The 19,419-nt window shown below is 61.6% G+C and carries 15 protein-coding genes; 3 read left to right on the top strand and 12 right to left on the bottom strand.

All coding sequences use genetic code 11. From position 1 onward, the window contains the following. Positions 1 to 53 precede the first annotated feature (53 nt). The 5 genes from FJ940_RS23995 to FJ940_RS23975 form a co-directional block, all read right to left on the bottom strand. Positions 54 to 1,070, bottom strand: coding sequence for a Gfo/Idh/MocA family oxidoreductase (locus FJ940_RS23995; RefSeq protein WP_140581315.1), 1,017 nt, complete (start codon positions 1,068 to 1,070; stop codon positions 54 to 56). Further along, positions 1,067 to 2,089 (bottom strand): Gfo/Idh/MocA family oxidoreductase, encoded by a 1,023-nt coding sequence (locus FJ940_RS23990; protein WP_140625461.1) that lies wholly within the window; start codon positions 2,087 to 2,089, stop codon positions 1,067 to 1,069. Before FJ940_RS23990 ends, FJ940_RS23995 begins: the two co-directional genes overlap by 4 nt. 7 nt (positions 2,090 to 2,096) lie before the next feature. Then, complete coding sequence (locus FJ940_RS23985) at positions 2,097 to 3,281, bottom strand: extracellular solute-binding protein (protein ID WP_140513467.1); 1,185 nt, start codon at positions 3,279 to 3,281, stop codon at positions 2,097 to 2,099. A gap of 224 nt (positions 3,282 to 3,505) precedes the next feature. Beyond that, positions 3,506 to 4,699 carry an extracellular solute-binding protein gene (locus FJ940_RS23980; protein ID WP_140513465.1) on the bottom strand — a complete coding sequence of 398 codons (1,194 nt, stop codon included), beginning with the start codon at positions 4,697 to 4,699 and terminating at the stop codon, positions 3,506 to 3,508. After that, positions 4,696 to 5,766, bottom strand: a complete 1,071-nt coding sequence (locus FJ940_RS23975) for an N-acetylglucosamine-6-phosphate deacetylase (protein WP_246671071.1) — start codon at positions 5,764 to 5,766, stop codon at positions 4,696 to 4,698. The genes FJ940_RS23980 and FJ940_RS23975 overlap by 4 nt, the downstream gene beginning before the upstream one ends. 93 nt (positions 5,767 to 5,859) lie before the next feature. Between FJ940_RS23975 and FJ940_RS23970 the strand changes: the two genes are divergently transcribed. Beyond that, a complete protein-coding gene (locus FJ940_RS23970) occupies positions 5,860 to 7,101 on the top strand; it encodes an ROK family transcriptional regulator (protein ID WP_181167348.1) in 1,242 nt (413 codons plus the stop codon). 201 nt (positions 7,102 to 7,302) lie between these two features. On the opposite strand, the gene FJ940_RS23965 is transcribed toward FJ940_RS23970, so the two are convergent. The 5 genes from FJ940_RS23965 to FJ940_RS23945 form a co-directional block, all read right to left on the bottom strand. Further along, positions 7,303 to 7,614, bottom strand: coding sequence for a VOC family protein (locus tag FJ940_RS23965; RefSeq protein WP_140658129.1), 312 nt, complete (start codon positions 7,612 to 7,614; stop codon positions 7,303 to 7,305). Positions 7,615 to 8,184: 570 nt separating this feature from the next. Then, on the bottom strand, positions 8,185 to 8,883 hold the full coding sequence (locus tag FJ940_RS23960) for an ABC transporter ATP-binding protein (RefSeq protein ID WP_140561318.1): 699 nt from the start codon (positions 8,881 to 8,883) through the stop codon (positions 8,185 to 8,187). Further along, positions 8,880 to 10,715, bottom strand: coding sequence for a branched-chain amino acid ABC transporter ATP-binding protein/permease (locus FJ940_RS23955; RefSeq protein ID WP_140561320.1), 1,836 nt, complete (start codon positions 10,713 to 10,715; stop codon positions 8,880 to 8,882). Before FJ940_RS23955 ends, FJ940_RS23960 begins: the two co-directional genes overlap by 4 nt. An 11-nt stretch (positions 10,716 to 10,726) precedes the next feature. Beyond that, complete coding sequence (locus tag FJ940_RS23950) at positions 10,727 to 11,602, bottom strand: branched-chain amino acid ABC transporter permease (protein ID WP_140513455.1); 876 nt, start codon at positions 11,600 to 11,602, stop codon at positions 10,727 to 10,729. Positions 11,603 to 11,790: 188 nt separating this feature from the next. After that, positions 11,791 to 13,143, bottom strand: coding sequence for a substrate-binding protein (locus FJ940_RS23945; RefSeq protein WP_140658161.1), 1,353 nt, complete (start codon positions 13,141 to 13,143; stop codon positions 11,791 to 11,793). Positions 13,144 to 13,365: 222 nt separating this feature from the next. On the opposite strand from FJ940_RS23945, the gene FJ940_RS23940 reads away from it, so the two are divergent. After that, positions 13,366 to 14,103, top strand: coding sequence for a Crp/Fnr family transcriptional regulator (locus tag FJ940_RS23940; RefSeq protein WP_140567246.1), 738 nt, complete (start codon positions 13,366 to 13,368; stop codon positions 14,101 to 14,103). A 224-nt stretch (positions 14,104 to 14,327) separates the two neighbouring features. Further along, entirely contained in the window at positions 14,328 to 14,600 is a 273-nt protein-coding gene (locus FJ940_RS23935) for a hypothetical protein (RefSeq protein WP_140498482.1), read from the top strand. 264 nt (positions 14,601 to 14,864) lie between these two features. On the opposite strand, the gene FJ940_RS23930 is transcribed toward FJ940_RS23935, so the two are convergent. Both FJ940_RS23930 and FJ940_RS23925 read right to left on the bottom strand, forming a co-directional pair. Further along, entirely contained in the window at positions 14,865 to 15,551 is a 687-nt protein-coding gene (locus FJ940_RS23930; RefSeq protein ID WP_140558039.1) for a Crp/Fnr family transcriptional regulator, read from the bottom strand. Between the two features lie 47 nt (positions 15,552 to 15,598). Then, positions 15,599 to 19,351 (bottom strand): adenylate/guanylate cyclase domain-containing protein, encoded by a 3,753-nt coding sequence (locus FJ940_RS23925; protein WP_181171807.1) that lies wholly within the window; start codon positions 19,349 to 19,351, stop codon positions 15,599 to 15,601. Positions 19,352 to 19,419: the final 68 nt, after the last annotated feature.

Below are 19,419 nucleotides of genomic sequence, written 5' to 3'. Positions count from 1 at the left end.
AAAGCCACTCTCTCCAGGAATCCTGGAGCGTTCGAGGTTCGAAGGAAGCGCTCTTATACGGGTTGGTTGCTGGCCGGATCCGCACGGATGAGAGCTGCGATCAAGCGCTGTGTCTGGAGCGCCTCCTCACCCGTCACGACCGGATCGCGGTCTTGCGAAATCGCATCGGCGAAATCGTCTATCAGCGCACGATGCGCGTCATGGGGGAAGTCCATGATGGCTGCGCCGCTGCCTGTCTTCCCCTCCGCCTCGACGCGCTCTTCGCGCCCGTCGAGCCAGCCGACGCTCAGCGCACCGCCAGTCAGCGTGGCCGTGCCGAGCGAGCCGACAAGCTCCATGGTTTCAGGCGAGCCCGGATAGGCCGCCGTCGTGGCGAGCAGCGAGGCCGGCGAGCCGTTGCCGAGCCGCATCAGGGCGGTGACGTAATCCTCAGCCTCCATGCGGTGCAGGCCGGTCGTCCGCACCTGCGAAGCCACCACCTCGATCTCTCCCAGCAGAGAGCGGAAAAGGTCGATGGCGTGGATGGCCTGCGACAACAGCACGCCGCCCCCGTCCCGCGCGAAGCTGCCGCGGCCGCCGGTGTCGTAGTAGGCCTGCGGCCGCCACCACGGAACCCGAAGGCTGGCCGCCTCCACCGTGCCGATGGCGCCGGAAGCCAGCACCTGGCGCAGCCGCAGGCTGGCCGGCCGGAAACGGTGCTGCAGGACGACGCCGAGGCGCAGGCCGGCCCCGCGGGCCAGCGTGACCAGCTTCTCGGCGCGCGCTAGCGTCGTTTCGAGCGGCTTTTCGACAAGCACGTGCTTGCCGGCGGCAAGGGCCAGCTCGGCCACCGCCAGATGTGCGTTGGCCGGCGTCAGCACCAGCACCGCCTGAACCTCGGGATCGGCAATCGCGGCCGCAATATCGGTCGTCACGGGAAAGGAAAACTGGTCGGCAAAGGCTTCTGCCGTCGCCTGGCTGCGGCTGGCCGCCCATTTCACCTCGATCCTGCCAGCAAGATCGACGAGGCTCTTCGCATGCGGCAACGCCGCCGGACCCAAGCCGATCATGGCGACACGTAGCCTGCTCATCGCGCGTTCCTTTCCTGCCCCGTCACGACGACCGCCGCCGCCTGCGCCTCGAGCGCCAGCCGGCAGACCGTGAAGACATGCTCCTGCGTCATCGCCGTTTCGGTACGCTCGCACACGTCGGCAAGCAGGCGCTCGAAATAGGATATCTTTTCGCCCGACGCATCGAAATGGCGCGTGCCCTGGCCATCGACGAGGAATACGTGGTCCGTGCCAGGTTTGCCGGCTATGTCGACATATTTCCTAAGTTCGATCGTGCCCTTGGTGCCGAGCAGGATGAGCCGTCCATCCCCCCAGGTCGGCAGCCCGTCGGCGGTGAACCAGTCGACGCGGATATAGCCGCTCGCTTTGTCTCCGCGCAGGAGGATGTCGCCGAAATCCTGGAATGCTGGAATGTCAGGAGCGCCAAAATGGCCGACCGCACTTGAAACGACATTCGCGTCGGCGCAGCCAGTATAGAACAGGAACTGATCAATTTGGTGCGAGGCGATATCGACCAGGATGCCGCCGTAATTCACGGGATCGAAAAACCACGCCGGGCGTAGCGCACGGTTGAGCCGGTGCGGCCCCAGGCCCGTCACATGGATGACTTCGCCGATGGCGCCCTCCATCGCCAGCTGCGTCGCCAGCGTCGAGGCTCGGGTCAGGAGGCGCTCCGAAAAGCAGATCGAAAAGATGCGTCCCGTCTCACGCACGGTCTGCCGCACGGCGGCAAGCTGCTCGAACGTGGTCAGGCCGGGCTTGTCCGCAAGCACGTCCTTGCCATGCCACATGGCCTCGACGGCAATGGCGGCCCGGTCGGAGGGGACAGCCGCGGTAACGACGAGGTCGATGGCGGGATCCTCGATCAGGCGCCGTCGTTCGACCGGCGCGATCCGTGGAAAACGCTCGGCGATGCCGGCGGCAACCTTGGGATCGGTCGTCGCGGGATCGTAGCCGGCGCACTCGGCGCCGGCATCCAGAAGCCCACCGATCAGGTCATAGACGTGACGATGATCGATGCCGATCACGGCAAATCGCATTGGTCCGCTATTTCATCTTGTTGGCACCGACCTCGCGGTCCCATTTCTCGAAGGCGGCGACCAGTGCTTCCGGCTTTAACGGCGCTTCGACCGGGAACTTCCTGATCAGCTCTTCATATTGTGGGCGGCCGAACTCTGCAATGGCGTCCTGGCTTTCCTGCGGCGCGGCGCTGAGTGGTACCCCCTTGACCGCTGGACCGGGATAGAAATAGCCCTTGTCGTAGGTATAGGCCTGCTGCGCGGGTTCGAGCATGAAGGCCATGAGCTTGACCAGAACCGCGACCTTTTCCTCCGCGACGCCCTTGGGAATGCACATGAACTGCGTATCGGGCACCCAATGCGTGCCTTCGAGCGCAAACGTCTCGATCTCCTTCGGCACGATGCCCAACACACGCGGGTTGATGTCCCAGCCGAAGGTGGAAACGATCATGTCGCGGGTGCCCTCGGCCAGCTCCTTCATCGTCACCGTGGTGCCGGAGGGATAGTAATCGATGCCTTCATCCAGCGCCTTCAGATAGGCCCAGGTCTTCTCCCAGCCATTGATGGGATCGGAAGGATTCTTGTCGCCGAGGATGTAGGGCATGGCCATCAGGAAGGTCCAGCCCGGTCCCGAATTGACCGGCCGCGCATAGCAGAATTTGCCGGGATTGGCCTTCACCCACGCCAGCAGTTCGTCGGTGTTCCTGGGGATGGTCTTGACCCTGTCCGGCGCATATTCGAAGAGTGGGCCCGACGGCGAATAGACGACGGCGACGCCTTCGTTCTGGCCGAAGTTCTTCTGCATCATCAAGGCGCTGTCGAGATAGACGTCCTCAGCCTTGGGCAGCACAGTGGGGTATTTCGTCCACACGTCGATCCACAGGCCCTGGGTGATGCCGTCCGACATGGCACCCGGCCCCGTCAGCACCAGGTCGATGTCGACCCGGTTGGCCGCCTGCTGCGCGGCGAGCTTGGCCGGCAGTTCGGGGGACGGCGCGCGCGAGAACGTGATCTTGGAGACGAGCCCCGGATTTTCCTTGCCGAATTTCTCGATTGCCGCCTGGGTAAGCTGCAGATTGCCCGCGACATCAATGATGTTGAGCGCCACCGGCGAAGTGGGCAGGGCAAGCTCGTCGGCGAATGACCTGCCAAAGGGCAGCGCTGCAAACCCGGCCAATCCGCCGAGCGCCTGGCGGCGTGAAATCGTGAACATCGTCGTCGTCCTCCTCATTTATCTCCTTGAAAGAGCGGCATCTCCACACTTTCATCCCGGCTCTCCCAGACGAATGATATATTAGTCTATTAGTATCGAATGCAACGCAAATGACGCCCCGCTGCGCTGAAGGTCCCGTCGCGGACAGGCCGCGTCAGGCCGCGCCTGGCATGCTGCACTATCCTAGCGCCAGCCCCTCGACGCGGCCGGCCTTTGGCGAAGCATCAGGATTTCTTTGCGCCGACCAATTCGTCCCACTTTCGGAAGGCGGCGATCATCTTTTCCGGCGGCAGCGGCAGCTCGATCGGGTTGTCGGCGATGAGGCTGGCATACTCGTCCCTGCCGAAACGTTTGACGATGTCCTGGCTGTGCTGCGGCGCCATGGAGACAGGCACGTTCTTCACCGCCGGGCCGGGGTAGAGATAGCCCTCATCGTAGGAATAAGCCTGCGCTTCGGGCGTAAGCAAAAATGCCATCAGATCAAGCACCACGGCGAGCTTGTCGTCGGAAATGCCTTTCGGAACGCACATGAAAAAGGCGTCCGAAACCCAATGGAAGCCCTTGAGCGTGCCGATCCTTGCCGATTCCGGCACGATGCCGAGGGCACGTGGATTGATATCCCATCCCGTGGTCGAAATGATGATGTCGCGGCTGCCTTCCCCGAATTCCTTCATGGTGACGCCGGTGCCCGCGGGATAATAGTCGATATACTGGCCGATCTCTGCCAGATAACCCCACGTCTTCTCCCAGCCGTCGACGGGATCCTGCGGATCCTTGTCGCCGAGCAGGTAGGGGAGACCCATCATGAATGTGCGGCCAGGGCCGGAATTGGTGGGCCGCGCATACATGAAGCGGCCCGGATTGGCCTTGGCCCAGGCTAGCAGCTCCTCGACCGAGCCGGGAACCTCCTTCACCCGCTCAGGGGCGTATTCGATCAGCGGGCCGGAAGGATAGTAGTTGACGACAACGCCATATCCCGCGCCCTGCTTCTTGTGCAGGGCCAGTGCGGCCGGTTCGTAATTGTCCTCGATTTTGGGAAACTTGTCGTTGAAATCAGGCAGAATCTTGATCCATGTGCCGTTGGCTAGGCCTGCCGCCAGACCGTCGGAGCCGGTCAGCACCATGTCGATATCGACGCGGTTGGCTTCTTGCTGCGCGCGCAGCTTTCCGGCAAGCTCGGTCACCGGCGCCTTGGTGAAGACGATCCGTTCGGTGCGCTCGGGATATTTCTTGGCGTAGTTTTCGAAGGCCGGCTGCGAAAGCGCCAGCGCGCCGCCCACGTCCATCACCGAAATGACGACCGGCGATGCCGGCAATTTGGGTGACTGCGCCCAGGCCCGCGTCGTGCCGGCGAGGAATGTACCGCCAATGCCGCCAAGGATGGTGCGGCGATTCACCTTGAGTTCACGAGCAGTCATGGTTGTCTTCCTTCCCATTTTGTCGTTTGCCGGTCGTATTCGCGTTCTTCTTCTCCGACGCGCGCATGGGTGATGGTCATGTCGGGCGCCCACTCGATCTCGCTGGCGGGCACGCGAAGGCCATGCGCGTCCAGCACCGGCTGCAGCAGCGCCATCACATTTGCCGAGGCCATATCGACAGCCTGTGCGAAACCGGCGATGCCCCAGCGCACCAGGTTGCGCACGGCGTCGTCCAGTCGCAGCGCCGACCCGGCGAGCCCGATGCCGCCAGGAACGCGGACCGAGCCATCGGCGCGGCTCTCGACCCGCATTCCGGCAAATTCGTAAGACCCGTGCGGCGCACCGGCCGCCGAAACGGCATCGGTAACCAGGACCGACCGGTCCAGCCCTTTTGCCCGGACCAGCGATTTCAACGCGCCTGGCGGAACGTGAATCCCGTCGGCGATGAATGTCGCGGCGAGACGGTCTTCGGCCAGTTGGGCAAACAGGGTATTGTCCAGTTTCGGCAAGGTTTGCGGCAGCCCGTTGCCGAGATGGGTGGAAAGGACAGCGCCAGCCGCCGCGGCCTGCGCCACGAGCTCAAAACCGCAAGCCGAGTGGCCGATCGAAACAAGAATGTTGTGCCGGTTCATGGCCCGTATGAAAGCAATGCCACCTTCCACTTCGGGAGCCAGCGTCGTCAAAAGGATCGGGCGCTTGAGCAGCGACTGCAGACGCTCAATGAGCGCAGGATCCGCAGCGGTCATCGCCGAGGCGGGATGGCATCCGGAATAACCCGGGGCGGGATTGAGGAACGGACCTTCCAGATGATAGCCGGGGCACATGAGGGGACCGAGGCGGCTTTCGGAGACAGCCTTGTCGAGAGCGCTGAACCGCGCCGACAATTCGTCCGGCCTTGCCGTGATGATCGTCGGCAGGCACGCTGTCACGCCGCACGCCAGGAGGGCCTCCAGCGCTTCGTCGAGTTCCGCCGCCGTCAGGGTCCCCGAGTTGAAATCGACGCCGGCGAAGCCATTGACCTGCATGTCGACCAGACCGGGAGTAATCATGTTGCGGCCGATCGCCAAGATTCCTTACGCGGAGAGTACACGGCTTGATACCGCTTGCAAGCCATTTTTGAATAATGTTATCCAAAAATGCGAAAGGAAAAGAATCCGGGCATGTTGACGCTCTACACCGCGGATTTCGAGGACGCCCGCCAACGCGACTGCGCACGCGTCATCGCCAGCCTGCACGAAGGCGGCGGCAAATCCCGCGCCGCACTTGCCGCCGAGTTGGACATGACCTCGATGGCGATCTCGCGCGCCATCGCCGACCTCGTCGGCAGGGGCATCATCGAGCAAAGCGTCGGCCAGGTGAGCGGCCGTGGCCGCCCACCGGCGCAAATCGTTTTGAACCCCGGTTGCGCGGGCGCGACCGTCCTTCTTGTTTCCAGCCAGGAACTGGTTGGCGTCCTTGTCGATTTCCGCGGAAGTGTCCTCGCCCGGCAAACCGCCCATGTTCCGTCCGACGCCGATTCGGCCCGCATGACCGCGACGATGCGTGACCTTGTCGCCGGTCTGCTCGGCAGCTGCCCGTCTGGCATGCGTCATGTCGGAACGTCCGTTGCCGTTTCCGGCATCGTGGACGTGAAGACCCGGACGTGGATATTGACCTCGCGATGGCCGAACGTTCGCGATTTCGACGTCGGCAAGGCGCTCGATGGCATCACGCCGCGCGTGTTCCTGTTTCGCCAACTGGATGTCGAATTGAGCGCCCGATACGCCGTGCCGGGCATGGAACGACTGGAAGGCGCCTTCATTCTTCATTGGGGTTGGGGCATCGGCCTGGCCTATCGCGGCAGCGACGATGCGCCGATGCGCCAGGGCGGCCCCTTCGGCGAAATCGGCCATTGGCGTTTCAACGTGCTCAAGGATCGCCCCTGCGGATGCGGCAACCGGGGCTGTCTCGAAACAGCAGCTTCGCTGTCAGCCCTGTTGCCGGTCATACGGGAGATATATCCGTGGGCTTCAGGGGAGGAGGAACTCCTCTCCAGCCAAATCGAGACGATGGAGCTGACGGATATTCCCGAAATCCGGGTCGCCGTCGATCTTATGGCGCGCGCGCTGGGGAACGCCTGCAGGCTGCTTTTCCCCGAGAAGGTGTTCATCACCGGCCCGTTTACCTGCAATGCCGGACTCTACGAACTTCTACGCTCCCGCTTCGAGGCGGAAGGATTGATCGGCACCTTGCGCCTGCCGACCCTGATCTCCGATCGCTCCAGCCTGGACTACGTCGTCCAAGGCGCCGCGCAACCGCTTCATGAAATCGCCGTTCGCGTGCTGCTCGGCACACCGCAGGGGAAACCGAATGGCGCAGGGCGGACCCGGCGGAATGGAAAGCGGCAAAGGCCGATGCCCTGACACGAAGCATCTGAATGATTCACGCTGCGGGTTCAGAGATCCGGGAGCAATCTCGATGCCCCACACCTCTCACGTCCTGTGGAGAATGCTGCGACGCCGCTCGGGCGAAGCTCACTGCCTCGCGGAGGTTTTCGAGCCGGTTCTCACTAGCGAGCCGCACAGCGAACAGCCGCATTTAGCATGTCGCCGGCGTCTCCTTCTTTAGGCCAGGAGCGCATTCCCGCGACGTTCCATCTCCGCCGGATCGAGGTCCTCCTTCCACGACAGGAGCACCCAGACGTGGCCGAAGGGATCGCGCACGGTGGCGGAACTGGCGCCATAGAACATATTCGTGGGGGGCTGAATCTCTTCCGCGCCAGCCTTAACCGCGCGCCGTAGCAGGGTCGCGTTATCATCAGTGAAGATGTGAAGGCCAGCTGTGCAGCGACCAAGTGTCCGCGGCTCGCCGTAAAGTCTCTCGTCCGGATCCCCGATCATGATCACGACTCCGCAGATCAAAATCTCGGCGTGCATGATTTGCCGTCTGGGTGGGCAATTCAGAACAGTTCCATCGCTCCGAATGCCCGCTCATAGAACGCGATCCCATCCGACGCCCCGTCGACATAGATGTGAGGGACAATCGCGTTTCGATATCTCTCTGGTCGTTCAGTCATCTCGGTGTCCTCGCGCCAAATATCAGAGCGCTCGCTTGCGGTGCACAAGCCGGCGAAACGCTCTTTACAGGACCCGGCGGAAAGCCCGCCTCAGTTCGGCCACCGCACCGCCGGAGACCATCAACCGTGCGTCGACACGATCCGTTCCGGGTTCCACGCGATCATCTGCTCGACTGCCGCCGAAGCCGCCGCCGGCTCGACTTGAAATTCCTCGAAAATCGAACGGTACCTCTCTTTTCCAACATGGCAGGTCGGCAATCATCCAGGCCGACTCCAACCTGGAGACTGTCCTGATATTTTCCGGCGATCAGCGGCTGGTGCGCCAGAAGGAGATACGGTCCTGCAAGCGATAGCCCTGGATAATCGCCGGCATGAACCACGGATTGCCGAAGGCGGTCGGAAGTCGAACGCCGTCCGCGGCTGCTCGCCCCTAGACGCCGAGATGATGCTGCAGCAGCCCCGGCTGTGTCTTGAGCTCGGCGGCCGGGCCCTCGTGGGCGATATGGCCGTTATTGATGATATAAACGCGGCTCGCGAGCGCCAGCGTCGCGGCGATGTTCTGTTCCACCAGCACGATTGTCTGCCCTGCCTGGGCCAGTTCGCGGCAGGCGCGCACCAGATCGTGCACAATGACTGGAGCAAGTCCTTCGAAGGGCTCATCAAGCAGAAGGATCTTCGGGTTGCGCACCAATGCACGGGCTATGGCCAGCATCTGCTGTTCGCCACCCGAGAGATCCGTGCCACGGCTGGTGCGCCGTTCCTTCAGCCGTGGGAACATCGTGTAGATGCGTTCCAGCGGCCAGCGGCCGTCGGCGGTCAATCCGGCCAGAATGATGTTTTCCTCGACGCTCAGGCTGCCGAAGATGCGCCGATTTTCGTGCACGAGCTGCATGCCTTCCCGAGCGATGCTGTGCGCCTTCCTGCCAACCAGCTCAACCCCGTCGAGCTCAACCGAGCCGGCTCGTGGCGTCACCACGCCCATCAGGCTCTTCAGCGTCGTCGACTTGCCCGCGCCGTTGCGCCCGAGCAGCGCCACGACCTCGTTTTTCTCGACCCTCAATGAGACGTCGAACAGAATGTGACTGTCGCCATAATAGCTGTTCAACGCCCTGACTTCGAGCAGGCTCATGCCACCTCTCCATGTACCCCGCCGAGGTAGGCTTCCTGCACCTTTGCGTTGGTCTTGATCTCAGCGGGCATGCCTTCGACCAGTACCCTGCCCTCCTGCAGGACGGTCACTTTCTCGACCAGCTCGAAGAGCGAATCCATGTCGTGGTCGATGATGATCATCGTGCGTCCACGCGCGATTGACTTGAGCAGCGCCACGGTCTCGACGCGCTCGCGCGGGCTCATGCCGGCAAGCGGCTCGTCAAGCAGGAGCAGGCTCGGCGACGTCGCCAGCGCAAGGCCGATTTCCAGCCGCCGCTTCTCGCCATAGGCCAGTTCCGAAACGGGCCGATCGAGCCGCGCCGTAAGGTTCACCAGCGCCGCCGTTCGCTCGACCTGCTCATTGAGACCGGGAACGCTGTGGATACTCTTGAACAGGTCAAGCCGGAACTTTCCACGCGCCTCGCCCAGCGCGGCAATCATCAGGTTCCGCCGCACCGTCAGGCGGTCGAACAGCTGGTTGATCTGGTAGCTCTTGGTGAGCCCGAGCTGGCACACCTCGGACACACCCATGCCCGTAATGTCGCGGCCGGCCAGTATGATGCGGCCGGAGGTCGGCGCGATCTCGCAGGTGAGCATCTTGAAGAACGTCGTCTTGCCCGCGCCGTTGGGTCCAATGATGCCCCTTATCTCCCCATGGTCGACGCTGAAGTCGATGTCGCTGTTGGCTGTGATACCGCCATAGCGTTTGGTTAGGCCCTGCACCTGCAGGATCGGTCCGGATGCTGGCGCAGTGCCATGCCGGCGCGCCGGCATCGGTTCGACGACGGTCACGACGTGCGGCGCACTCTCGACCGCGGGATTGGCCCGTTCGATGCGCTTGCGGCCGCCGGTCAACCCATAGAGATCGACGATCGCACCGACGATGCCGCGCCGCAGGAAGCAGACCAGCAGCACGAAAACGATGCCGAGCACCAACTTCCATGTGGCGCCGAGATGCAATGTGTTCTGGAAAAAGTCGCTCAGATAGAGCCACACCGTCGCGCCCACCAGCGGCCCGAACAGTGTGCCGGCACCGCCGATCGCCGTCTGCATCACGACCTGGCCAGACGTGTCGAACATGAAAGCGTCCGGCGGCATGAAGCCCTGCATGACGCCCAACAGGCCGCCGGCAAAGCCGGCATAGATCGCCGCAACCACGAAGGCCGTGAGCTTGTAGCCGTGTATGTCGTGGCCGAGCGCCGCGGCGCGGAGCGGATTGTCACGGATCGCCGAAAGGATCGCGCCAACCGGCGAGCGTACGATGCGAAGTGCGACGACAATGCCCACGAAATACCAGAACGCCAGGAAGGTATACATCGTCCAGTCGGTGTTGAATTCGAGTACCGTGAAGCCGAGGTTGACGACCGGGGTTGGCACGCCAGGCAAGCCGTTCTCGCCGCCTGTGAATGCCGAGAGCGGATTGAACTCGACAAAGAAGAAGACTTCGGCGATGGCCACCGTGATCATGGCGAAATAGATGCCGGTGCGTCTCAGGGCGATCAGGCCGATCACATAGCCGACGACACCCGACACGACGGCGCCCATGACGATGGCAGCCATGACATAGGAGAAGCCGGTTTCAGTCAGGAGATAGGCGGCGAACATCCCGCCAGTACCGTAGAAGGCCGACTGGCCGAACGACAGCAATCCCGTGTAGCCGAACAGGATGTCGAAGCCGATCCCGAACAGGCCCCATATAAGGATACGATTGATCGTGCTGGGCGAAAAGCCGAGATGGGGCAGCACGAACGGCGCCAGGACGAGCGCCAGCGCCGTCAGAAGCTCGACAAGGAAGGGATGTTTGATGTTCATGGCGACCGCGTCTACTCGCGCCCTGCCGTGCCGAGCAGCCCGTGCGGGCGAAGCACCAGCACCAGAGTCATCGCCACGAACAGCATGACATAGGAATAACCGGGATTGAACATCGAGGTGATGCTGATGATTTCGCCGGCGATGAGGCCGCCGAGGATCGCGCCCGGAAAGGAACCGACGCCGCCGATCACCACGACCACGAAGGTCTGGACCAGTATGGCTTCCCCGACATCGGGCGCGATCGACACCACGGGTGCGTTGACAATGCCGGCGAAGCCGGCCGCCATGGCTCCGATGCCGAAGACGAGCATGAAGATCTTGTAGACGTCGATTCCAAGCGAATCGACCATCACCGAATCCTCGATGCCTGCTCGCACGATCATCCCGATGCGGGTGCGATAGAGCACGACATAGAGCATCAGCAGCGCCAGGGCGACGATGCCGAGCAGCGCCAATCGGTAGGTGGGATAGACCATGAAGCCCAGATGGGTGATGCCGACCAGCGAGGTGGGCGGCGGCACCGTGCGCGAGAGGCTGCCGAAGAAGAAGCGGACCGTCTCGACGAAGACGATGCCGAGCCCGAACGTGACGAGAAGCTGGTCCTCGAGCGGCCGCGCGTAAAAATGGCGAATGATCAGCCGCTCGATCAACACCCCGACGATCATCACGAACAGCGATCCGGCCGCGACCGCGGCGAGGAATGAACCTGTGTAGGTATAGGCGAGCCAGCCGGCATAGCCTCCGAGCATGAACATCGCGCCGTGGGCAAGGTTCAGGACGCCGAGCGTCCCGTAGATGATGGTCAGCCCGGAGGAGATCAGCGCCAGAAGCGCGCCGAGCACGAGCCCATTGAAGCACTGCGAGATGAAATTTGCCCAGTTGATCACTCTGCGCCCACCTTAATCATGAAAAATATGCCCTGCCCTCGCGCCAGCAAGGGTTTGGCAGACAAGTCGCGAACAATCGACATCCCACCGCCGACCGCCGGGAGACGAACCGTCTGCGTCCAGCCAGAGCCAGTCCCGGCGCGAGCGCCTTCTCCACCCGTGGCGGGCGGAGAAGGCGCTGCGGGATATCAGGTGTAGCTGCCCAGGTTGCAGCCGAACTCGTCAGGCTTCTGCATCAGCGGCGCGCCATCGACCACCTCGACCACGTTCCAGTAGTCGTCGTCGCTCTTCATGTCCTTGGGGTCCTTACCCTGGACGAGTACGACCGGTCGCACGCACTGATGGTCTTCCGGCCGATAGTGAACGTCGCCGACGAGTGAAGGGATGGTCTCACCCTTCTCGTATTGCTTGATGACGTCCGGCGGATAGAAGCTACCGGCCTGCGACACCATGCGCGCCCAATGAGCGAAGCTGACATAGGCATTTTCGGCGCCCCATTCCGGCCGATAGCCGAACTTTTGCTGGAACGCGTCCACAAACTGCTTGGCGAGCGGATACTTGTCCTGCAGGGTCCACCAGAAATCGGTAGCGGCAAAAACCCCGGCTGTCAGTTCGGGGCCCACTTCCTTGGCAAGGAAGGGTATCTGGTAGGGGATGACCATCTTCATGCTCGGAGTCAGGCCGAACTGCTTGGCCTGCTGGATCGACAGCACTGCGTCGCGGCCCCAGTTGACGTTGACAATGAATTCGGCGCCTGAATTGGCGATGTTGGTGAGATACTGGCTGAAATCCTGGGTGCCCAACGGCGAGACCTGGTCCGTCACCATCTCCCATCCGCCCTGAGAGGTCAGGTAGTCGTTCACCGACTTGGTGACGGTGTGACCGTAAGTGTAGTCCGGCGTCATGAATGCCGCCTTCTTTCCCTTTCCGTAGGTCTTCAGAAGGATCGGGCCGATCGCGTTGGCTGCGGTCTGGCCGTAGAAGTTCTGGCGGAAGCCGTAGCGGACACAGTCCTTGCCTGTTGTGTCGTTTGAGCCGGAGATGCCCGCGACGTAGAGGATCTTCTCGCGCTGCGCGAATTTGTTGAGCGCAACCGCGACCGCTGATGAAGTCGAGCCGGTCATCAGGATGATGTTGTTTTGGTGGATGAAATTCTGCTCGAGCTCGACGGCCTGATTCGGCTTGGCCGCGCTGTCGGCGGACAACAGCTCGACCTTCTTGCCGAGCAACCCCTTGTCGACTTTCGGCGCCAACGCCTTCATCAACTCATGGCCGTTGTTGATGTGGTCGACCGCCAGCTGCCAGCCCTTAAGTTCATCAGCACCCTGCACGGCATAGGCACCGGTAAGGGGCACCGCGGCTCCGATGTAGACGGTGTCGCCCGCCGACCCGGCCGGCCAGGTGCCTATCGCGGGCTTGTCGTCGGCTGCAAAAGCCGCAAAGCTGGATAAGGGCAGAACGGCACTACTGAGAAGACCTGCGCCCGCGTGCAGCATGGTGCGGCGGGATATATTGGAAGTATTTTGATCGTCGAGCGGCATCAGCTGTTCCTCCTTAGCGTGGAGCCGTCGGACGGCTCTCATTTGTTGTTCCCGGAAACCGGTTTTTCCAGCGAAACGCTGAAAATGGCCTATTTGCATGGGCATTCGCAGTGGCGTAGGCCTACCAGTCAATACAACTTTCGTTTGATAATTCTGTTCATTGATCTGGATTAATAAGCATAGGAAAGTTTCGTTGAAGGTCATGAACATTTGGAGCATGGCATGCCGCTGACCGGCCACCCGATTGTGACCCGACTGACACGTGCAATGAAGCTGGATTCGCTAGACATCAAACGTCTTGAGGCAATCTTCGAGCACGATCTTACCATTCGGAAACGGGAGGAACTCGTCGTTCACGGCTCCGAGTTCCGAAACCTGTGCTTTGTTAAAGACGGCTACGCGATCCGCTACAGGTTGCTGCGCAGCGGCAGGCGGCAAATCCTGAAGCTCATCCTGCCCGGTGATGTCATTGGATTCCCGGTCAGCTTTTTCGATCGATCCACTTGTTCGGTCGTCGCCGTGAGCGAACTGACCTACGCCGTCTGCTCATTCGACGCGTACATTCGTCTCTGCTACGAGCAGCCCCAATTCGGTCTGGTGTTAAGTTGGCTCGCCGCCCAAGAGGCAGCGACTTATGCGGAACACATCGTCAATCTAGGTCGGCGCACTCCGATTGAAAGGTTGGCGCACCTTTTGCTGGAGATTCACGCGCGTCTCCTGGAAGTCGAACGCGCCGACGAAGCAAGTTTCGATCTGCCGTTTTCACAGGAAATCATGGCGGACGCGCTCGGGTTGAGCGTGCCCCATCTCAATCGCATCATTCAGCAATTGCGCGCCGAACAGCTTATCACCAGCAACGCGCGCTTCATCGACTTGACTGATCTTGCGGGCCTTCGAAGACTGGCTCAGTACCAGCCGATGTCCCTCGTTCCGATCCCGGTGCTGAAGCAGCGGGAATGAAAAGCGTCCCGTCGATCATATTAGCACCCTGCGTGAATTCCTTCACATACAAATCTCACCCGCGGCGTACAAGAGATGACAGAGCAGGCAATTTAGTCTCTCTTTCGGACAGATCATAAAGAAAATAGCAAAGATCAAGCCCGAAGAGGAAGTTGGTTTTTAAACTAAGCCAATTTCGTTCTCATCACGAATTTTGTGATGCCATCAACCAAAGGGAGAGAAACATGTATAAGATCATTACAGCTGCGTCTGCATTCTTCATCCTCACGGTGCCTTCGTTCGCGATCGACTCGACCTTCGTCCACAGTCTGCGAGCCGACAATGGTGACTTCGAAGCCCCAGGTGACTTGAAGGGTCAACATTCATTGGCTTCAGAAGAAGCGGTGTATGGCTTCCCGACCGGGTCGATCGGATTGCCTGGTGGCGCTTCGAACTCCAAGTGCATGGGGGTCAGCCCACACCAGTACGATCCTGTCAGCCCGGACTGCCGGAATTGATCCAGATAAGAGCGGTGGCTAGCGCCACCGCTCTGCCTCCTTGAGCGGGTACCGACTGACCGACGGACTATTAAGAAAAGCCCGACCATAGATCGCGCGACAGCGGTGGCAGGTCCAATCGCCTGGGACGGCGTCAGGATGCTGAACGGAGGTTCCCAGTTCGTCACCACGACAGGTGGAGGACTATCCCTTCATGCCGATCCGGTCTTCGTTGCGCAATCTGATTCGCGGCTCTGATGCGCGCGCCGATTGCGAATGGCGACATCAGTCATCGTCCTGTGACTCGGCAATGTGACGAAGCGCACCGGCATTCGTTATGCGCAGGCCACCACGCTTGATTGCGATAATCGAACGGTTGCGCCAATCGTTAAGCGTCTTGTTGACGGACTCGCGCGTGGCGCCCAGGAACTCCCCCAGTTCGGACTGGGAGATCGGTATCCAACCTGAGCCATCCGCCATAACGCCGGCCAAAAAGGCCAGTCGCTTTGCCAGCCTGGCCTCAATGCCGAAGAAAGCCTGATCGCCAAGTTCGCCGCTGACCCAACGCAGCCGTGCGCACAAAAGCTCAATCATGGCGCGTGCCAGAGGTGGAGTTTTTTCGATCCGATCGAAGAGCTGCTTCCGACCGAGCGAGGCCAGATCGCAAACGGTCAGGCAAGTAGCGGTTGCGGTGCGCGGGCGCCCGTCGAGCGCGCCGATCTCTCCGACCAAGCTGTGCGAAAGCTCGATATTGGCCACCAGCTTCCGGCCTCCCGGCGAATACATCGAGATCTCCACCGTCCCGCTCATAACCCCGTAAATACGATCGGATGGATCTTCCTGGACGAAGAGAATCTGGCCCGCCGCGTGGCGTTCAACCTTGCAGCCGCCGAAAAGAAGATCGAACAGGCGCGGATCGATCCGTGCAAGGCGCGGCAGATCATTTCTTTCGTTCGCGCCGCCAAAAGCCATGTCGCCCCCAAGTTGCCGATCGGATAACTCCAACGCAGGAGAGTATCTTAGGTCTTGTCTTGCCGGCGCCTCAGCTCGGCCGCAATGATCGACTGATCCCTGCGTAACGAGAGGCGCCGTGCAGCCGCGAGTGCTTGCCGCCAAGTAGAGACGGCGCGGTCACCGCGCCCGTCCAGCCAATGGGCCACGCCGACCCACAGCCCATACTGAGCGGTGCCGACAGGAAACGCGCGGCGGTAACGCTTGAGCTCATGCAGCGCTTGGCGCTCCCAATGGCGCCACTGGTCGTACTCGCGCGAGAGGCCTGCCTCCCTGCCGCGCAGAAGCACTTCGCACACGCCGGCAATGCCGGGCAGTGTGCTGTGCACAGTCGGGCGACGCATCTCGCGCAGCAGGCGTAGCGTCTCGACCACAGCCCGAAGGCTCTCAGCATGGAGCCCGACCCGTGCAAGCGCGAGCGCAAGCGACCCTTTGGCGGAGACCAAGTCGGCGAGATCGGCGGATCCGACCATAGCGGACGTGGTCAGCCGAAGGATGTCGACCGCTTCACGGGGGCTATCCGTGTGGAGCACACACAACGACTTGCATCGGAGCGCCCAAATCTCTTGCTGGAGGTTTCCGCTGTTCTGCGCGCGGGAGAGCAGCGCCTGGGCGGTGTACTCCAGCGCACCCGATTCACCGCGGTAGTACATTGACCAGAAGCGCATGGCCTGGGCGTTGCACCAACTTAGTTGATCGCCCGCCTTTAGACACAGCTCTTGAGACTGATCCAGACGACGATCTACCATCAGCCAGTCGCAGCGGCCGATGCGCCAGAGCGCATCGAGATTACACAGGTGGGCATGGACCGCTGGATCGGCGAGCGCAGTCACCACCCGTTCTGCCCTTGCCATGAAGTAGTTGCAAGCGCGCCGGCGCCCCAGAATTCCCAGCCCGCATGCCAGTTGGGCGGACGCGATCACCATCTCCATGGTGAGCCCCGTGCGCTCCGCATGGGCGACAGCCGCGACGGTGTGGGAAAACGCTCGCGAAAAGCGAAGCTCGAAATAGTCCACGACCGCCGCCTGGTTAAGGCAGCGAGCTAGTTCTCGCTCCCAGGAGTCCAGCACACCACCCTGAGTTGACCGTAGCGAAGGAGGGAACACTTGTTGGAACGCGAGCCGCATTCCACCCCCAAGCAGCCGCATCAAAAGGGCTGCCGAGGAACGTGGAACCGGCGTGCCCGCCAAGGTGAGGGCGCGCCTCACCGAAATGCCCTGAGCATGGAGGTCGCCACGACTGTAATGGGCCTCGCCGAGCTGCCTGCGCCAACGCACCGACTGAAGTCTTTGCTCAGCACTCCAAGGCTGCTTCGACTCGTATCTCAAGCAGATTTCCAGAAACGCCTCGACCTCTCGAAACGCACCGACCTGCAGCGCCTTGATTGCTGCCAAATTGGCATATCCAACTGCCTTGAAATTGTTTCCGGCGGCCTCAAAATGCTGAACGAGGGCCGCGACATCCGCGCCCATGGCGGCCGACTGGCTCGACTCGATCCAAGCGGCCAGAGCTGCATGAAGTCGCTGTCGCACTTCACTGGGAATTGAGCCATAAACGACGTCTCGGATTTGATCATGACGGAACTCGTAGTTCCCTGATCCAGTGCCCTGACGCACGAGATGCGCCGCCACGAGCGACTCGACAGCTGCACCCACACCGTCGTGATCCAACTCGCCCTCGAGCAACGTCGCCAGGGCCTCGCCGGTAAATGAACGCCCGATCACGGCCGCAGCCCTGAGAACGTGCTGGACTGAGGTCTCCAATCGATCAACGCGCTCCCGAATGACCCGATCGACACCTTCGAAATATCGAAGGCTCTCGAGCGGGCGGATCGGACACCACAAACCATCGCGTATGGCGATGAGCCCCTGGCTCTTTAATGTCAGCGCTATCTCCTCGGCGAAAAACGGATTGCCACCGGCTAAGGCCGAGACCCGGCGCGCCAGTTCGCCATGTGGGGGCACATCCCCGAGCGTGCGGGCGACCAGTTCGCAAATCGACGCCTCGCTGAGTTCCTCAAGATCCAGGATACGACACAGGCGCGCGGGATCGTCAGGTTCCGTTCCGGATGTATTCCTTCTTGTGGCCTCGGCTCGCCTTCGTAGGTTTTTTAACTCCTCCGGAACTTCGTCCGAGCGTACGCACAGGACCAGAAGCAACGAGGACAGAGATGAGAGAACCCACTCGACGAGGCGCCACGATGCCGAATCCAGCCACTGACTGTCCTCCAGGACCAATGCCAACGGGCGCGGTGCCAAGTTATCCATGAGATCACCCAAAAGACGCATGGTGGCATCAGCGCGATGAAGTCCCTCCAGATGTCGCGTCCCGTCGTTTTGGGGAATTTCGATGCTCAGAACATCACCTAGCAAGGGCAGTCGCCCAACGAGCGACGAGTTGCCTTGAACCCGTTGTGTGACGACATCAAGCACCGCAAATCCATCGCTGTCGGACGGTAGGCCGAGAAGGGACACAAGCACCCGCCGCCATGGCAGGAGCGATGTCCGGCGATCGTCACGTTCGGCGCGCGCGGTCAAAACCTCGATTGCGGTTGAGCGCAGTTCGTCCGTGAAAGCTCTGATCAAAGCGGTTTTTCCAATGCCCGACTCACCCAAGACAACGAGCAAACGCCTGCCTCCACGGCGGGTCTCCTCGAACGTACGTTTCAGGAACTCCAGCTCGCTCTGCCGACCAATCAGCGGACTAAGAGGTTGGACCGGGGCGCGCGGATCCATGGGACAAAATACCGTTGCCATGTCCCCAAGTCCGTCCAGTTGCAACGTGCCGTGTTCTTCGAACCAAAACGCCGTCCGGCTGGCTCGCTCTGTTGGTGCATCGCAGAGAACGTTTGCCGATGCCGCCGTCATAAGCCGCGCCGCCCGATTCACGGGCGCGCCGATCACCATCAGCTGGCGCCGGCGTGCGCTTCCGACAACACTAAAAAGCGCATCGCCGGTAGCCACGCCCATCGACGCGGAGAGGCCCAAGCGTTGGGCCGTCAGACGGATCGCGCGAGCAGCATCGACGGCACGGCAAGGATCGTCGCGGTGGAAACTGCCTCGCGCTCCGAACGTCGCAAAGAAAATCAGACCTTTGTCGTCGAAGAGCAACTCGCCGGCCGGCCCACCGCGCGAACGCAGATCCTCCTGGAGGGTCGCGCATAGCAATTGATAGCGCGCAAGCGCCTGAGGTTGACGATGGTCAAGTCCGGCAATTCGCGCGAAAAGGGCGGTGATCGGCCTAATCTCCGCCAGGGCGTCTAAGCGGGCGGTCGTTGGACGATCTTCTTCGGAACGGATGGCAACGGCGCTGTCCGCGGCAACTGAGCGCAAGTCGGCTTCGGACAGCAGGTCCCTGAGCTGCAAAGGCAAAAACCTTGCCAGCCAGCCCGGAGGCGGAGAAGCCAGCGTAGGCCGACTGCGCCGCGATTGAGACGGCTGCGCAAGGGCCAAGTTGGCTTTGTCGGAAAGTACATATTCCCATCGGCGCGCAGCCGCTTGGGACTGAGCGGCCTGCATGATGGCATCTCCGCCTGCAAAGAGAGTCCAGACCGGCTGACCGCCTAAAGCCGCCGCCCAGAGGGCCCCCGCCCCTACTCCAACATGCAGCGCGGGTGCGATTTCAGCTGTTCCGTCCTCCAAACGCTCGTTCTGGCCGCCGCAGATTGCCTTGGCACAGGCTGTCGCCGCTCGCACCGCGCTTTCAAGTCCGCGGACATCCGCCGACCAGTAGGCTAGCAGTTCGTCGCCGGCGAGGTACAAAATCTCGCCTCCACGATTGTATACTTGCTCTACGCATCGCGCGTAGGAGTGACTAAGCAGGCTCGGGA

The sequence above is a fragment of the Mesorhizobium sp. B2-3-7 genome (assembly GCF_006442695.1).
GTDB lineage: Bacteria > Pseudomonadota > Alphaproteobacteria > Rhizobiales > Rhizobiaceae > Mesorhizobium.
This window is presented reverse-complemented; position numbering and strand designations above follow the sequence as displayed.

Coding starts and splice junctions, on each gene's coding strand:
- FJ940_RS23940 (WP_140567246.1), top strand. CDS start 13,366: ATGCCGCTGACCGGCCACCCGATTGTGACCCGACTGACACGTGCAATG.
- FJ940_RS23945 (WP_140658161.1), bottom strand. CDS start 13,143: ATGCCGCTCGACGATCAAAATACTTCCAATATATCCCGCCGCACCATG.
- FJ940_RS23980 (WP_140513465.1), bottom strand. CDS start 4,699: ATGACTGCTCGTGAACTCAAGGTGAATCGCCGCACCATCCTTGGCGGC.
- FJ940_RS23930 (WP_140558039.1), bottom strand. CDS start 15,551: ATGGCTTTTGGCGGCGCGAACGAAAGAAATGATCTGCCGCGCCTTGCA.
- FJ940_RS23955 (WP_140561320.1), bottom strand. CDS start 10,715: ATGAACATCAAACATCCCTTCCTTGTCGAGCTTCTGACGGCGCTGGCG.
- FJ940_RS23990 (WP_140625461.1), bottom strand. CDS start 2,089: ATGCGATTTGCCGTGATCGGCATCGATCATCGTCACGTCTATGACCTG.
- FJ940_RS23985 (WP_140513467.1), bottom strand. CDS start 3,281: ATGTTCACGATTTCACGCCGCCAGGCGCTCGGCGGATTGGCCGGGTTT.
- FJ940_RS23935 (WP_140498482.1), top strand. CDS start 14,328: ATGTATAAGATCATTACAGCTGCGTCTGCATTCTTCATCCTCACGGTG.
- FJ940_RS23960 (WP_140561318.1), bottom strand. CDS start 8,883: ATGAGCCTGCTCGAAGTCAGGGCGTTGAACAGCTATTATGGCGACAGT.
- FJ940_RS23995 (WP_140581315.1), bottom strand. CDS start 1,070: ATGAGCAGGCTACGTGTCGCCATGATCGGCTTGGGTCCGGCGGCGTTG.
- FJ940_RS23970 (WP_181167348.1), top strand. CDS start 5,860: ATGTTGACGCTCTACACCGCGGATTTCGAGGACGCCCGCCAACGCGAC.
- FJ940_RS23965 (WP_140658129.1), bottom strand. CDS start 7,614: ATGCACGCCGAGATTTTGATCTGCGGAGTCGTGATCATGATCGGGGAT.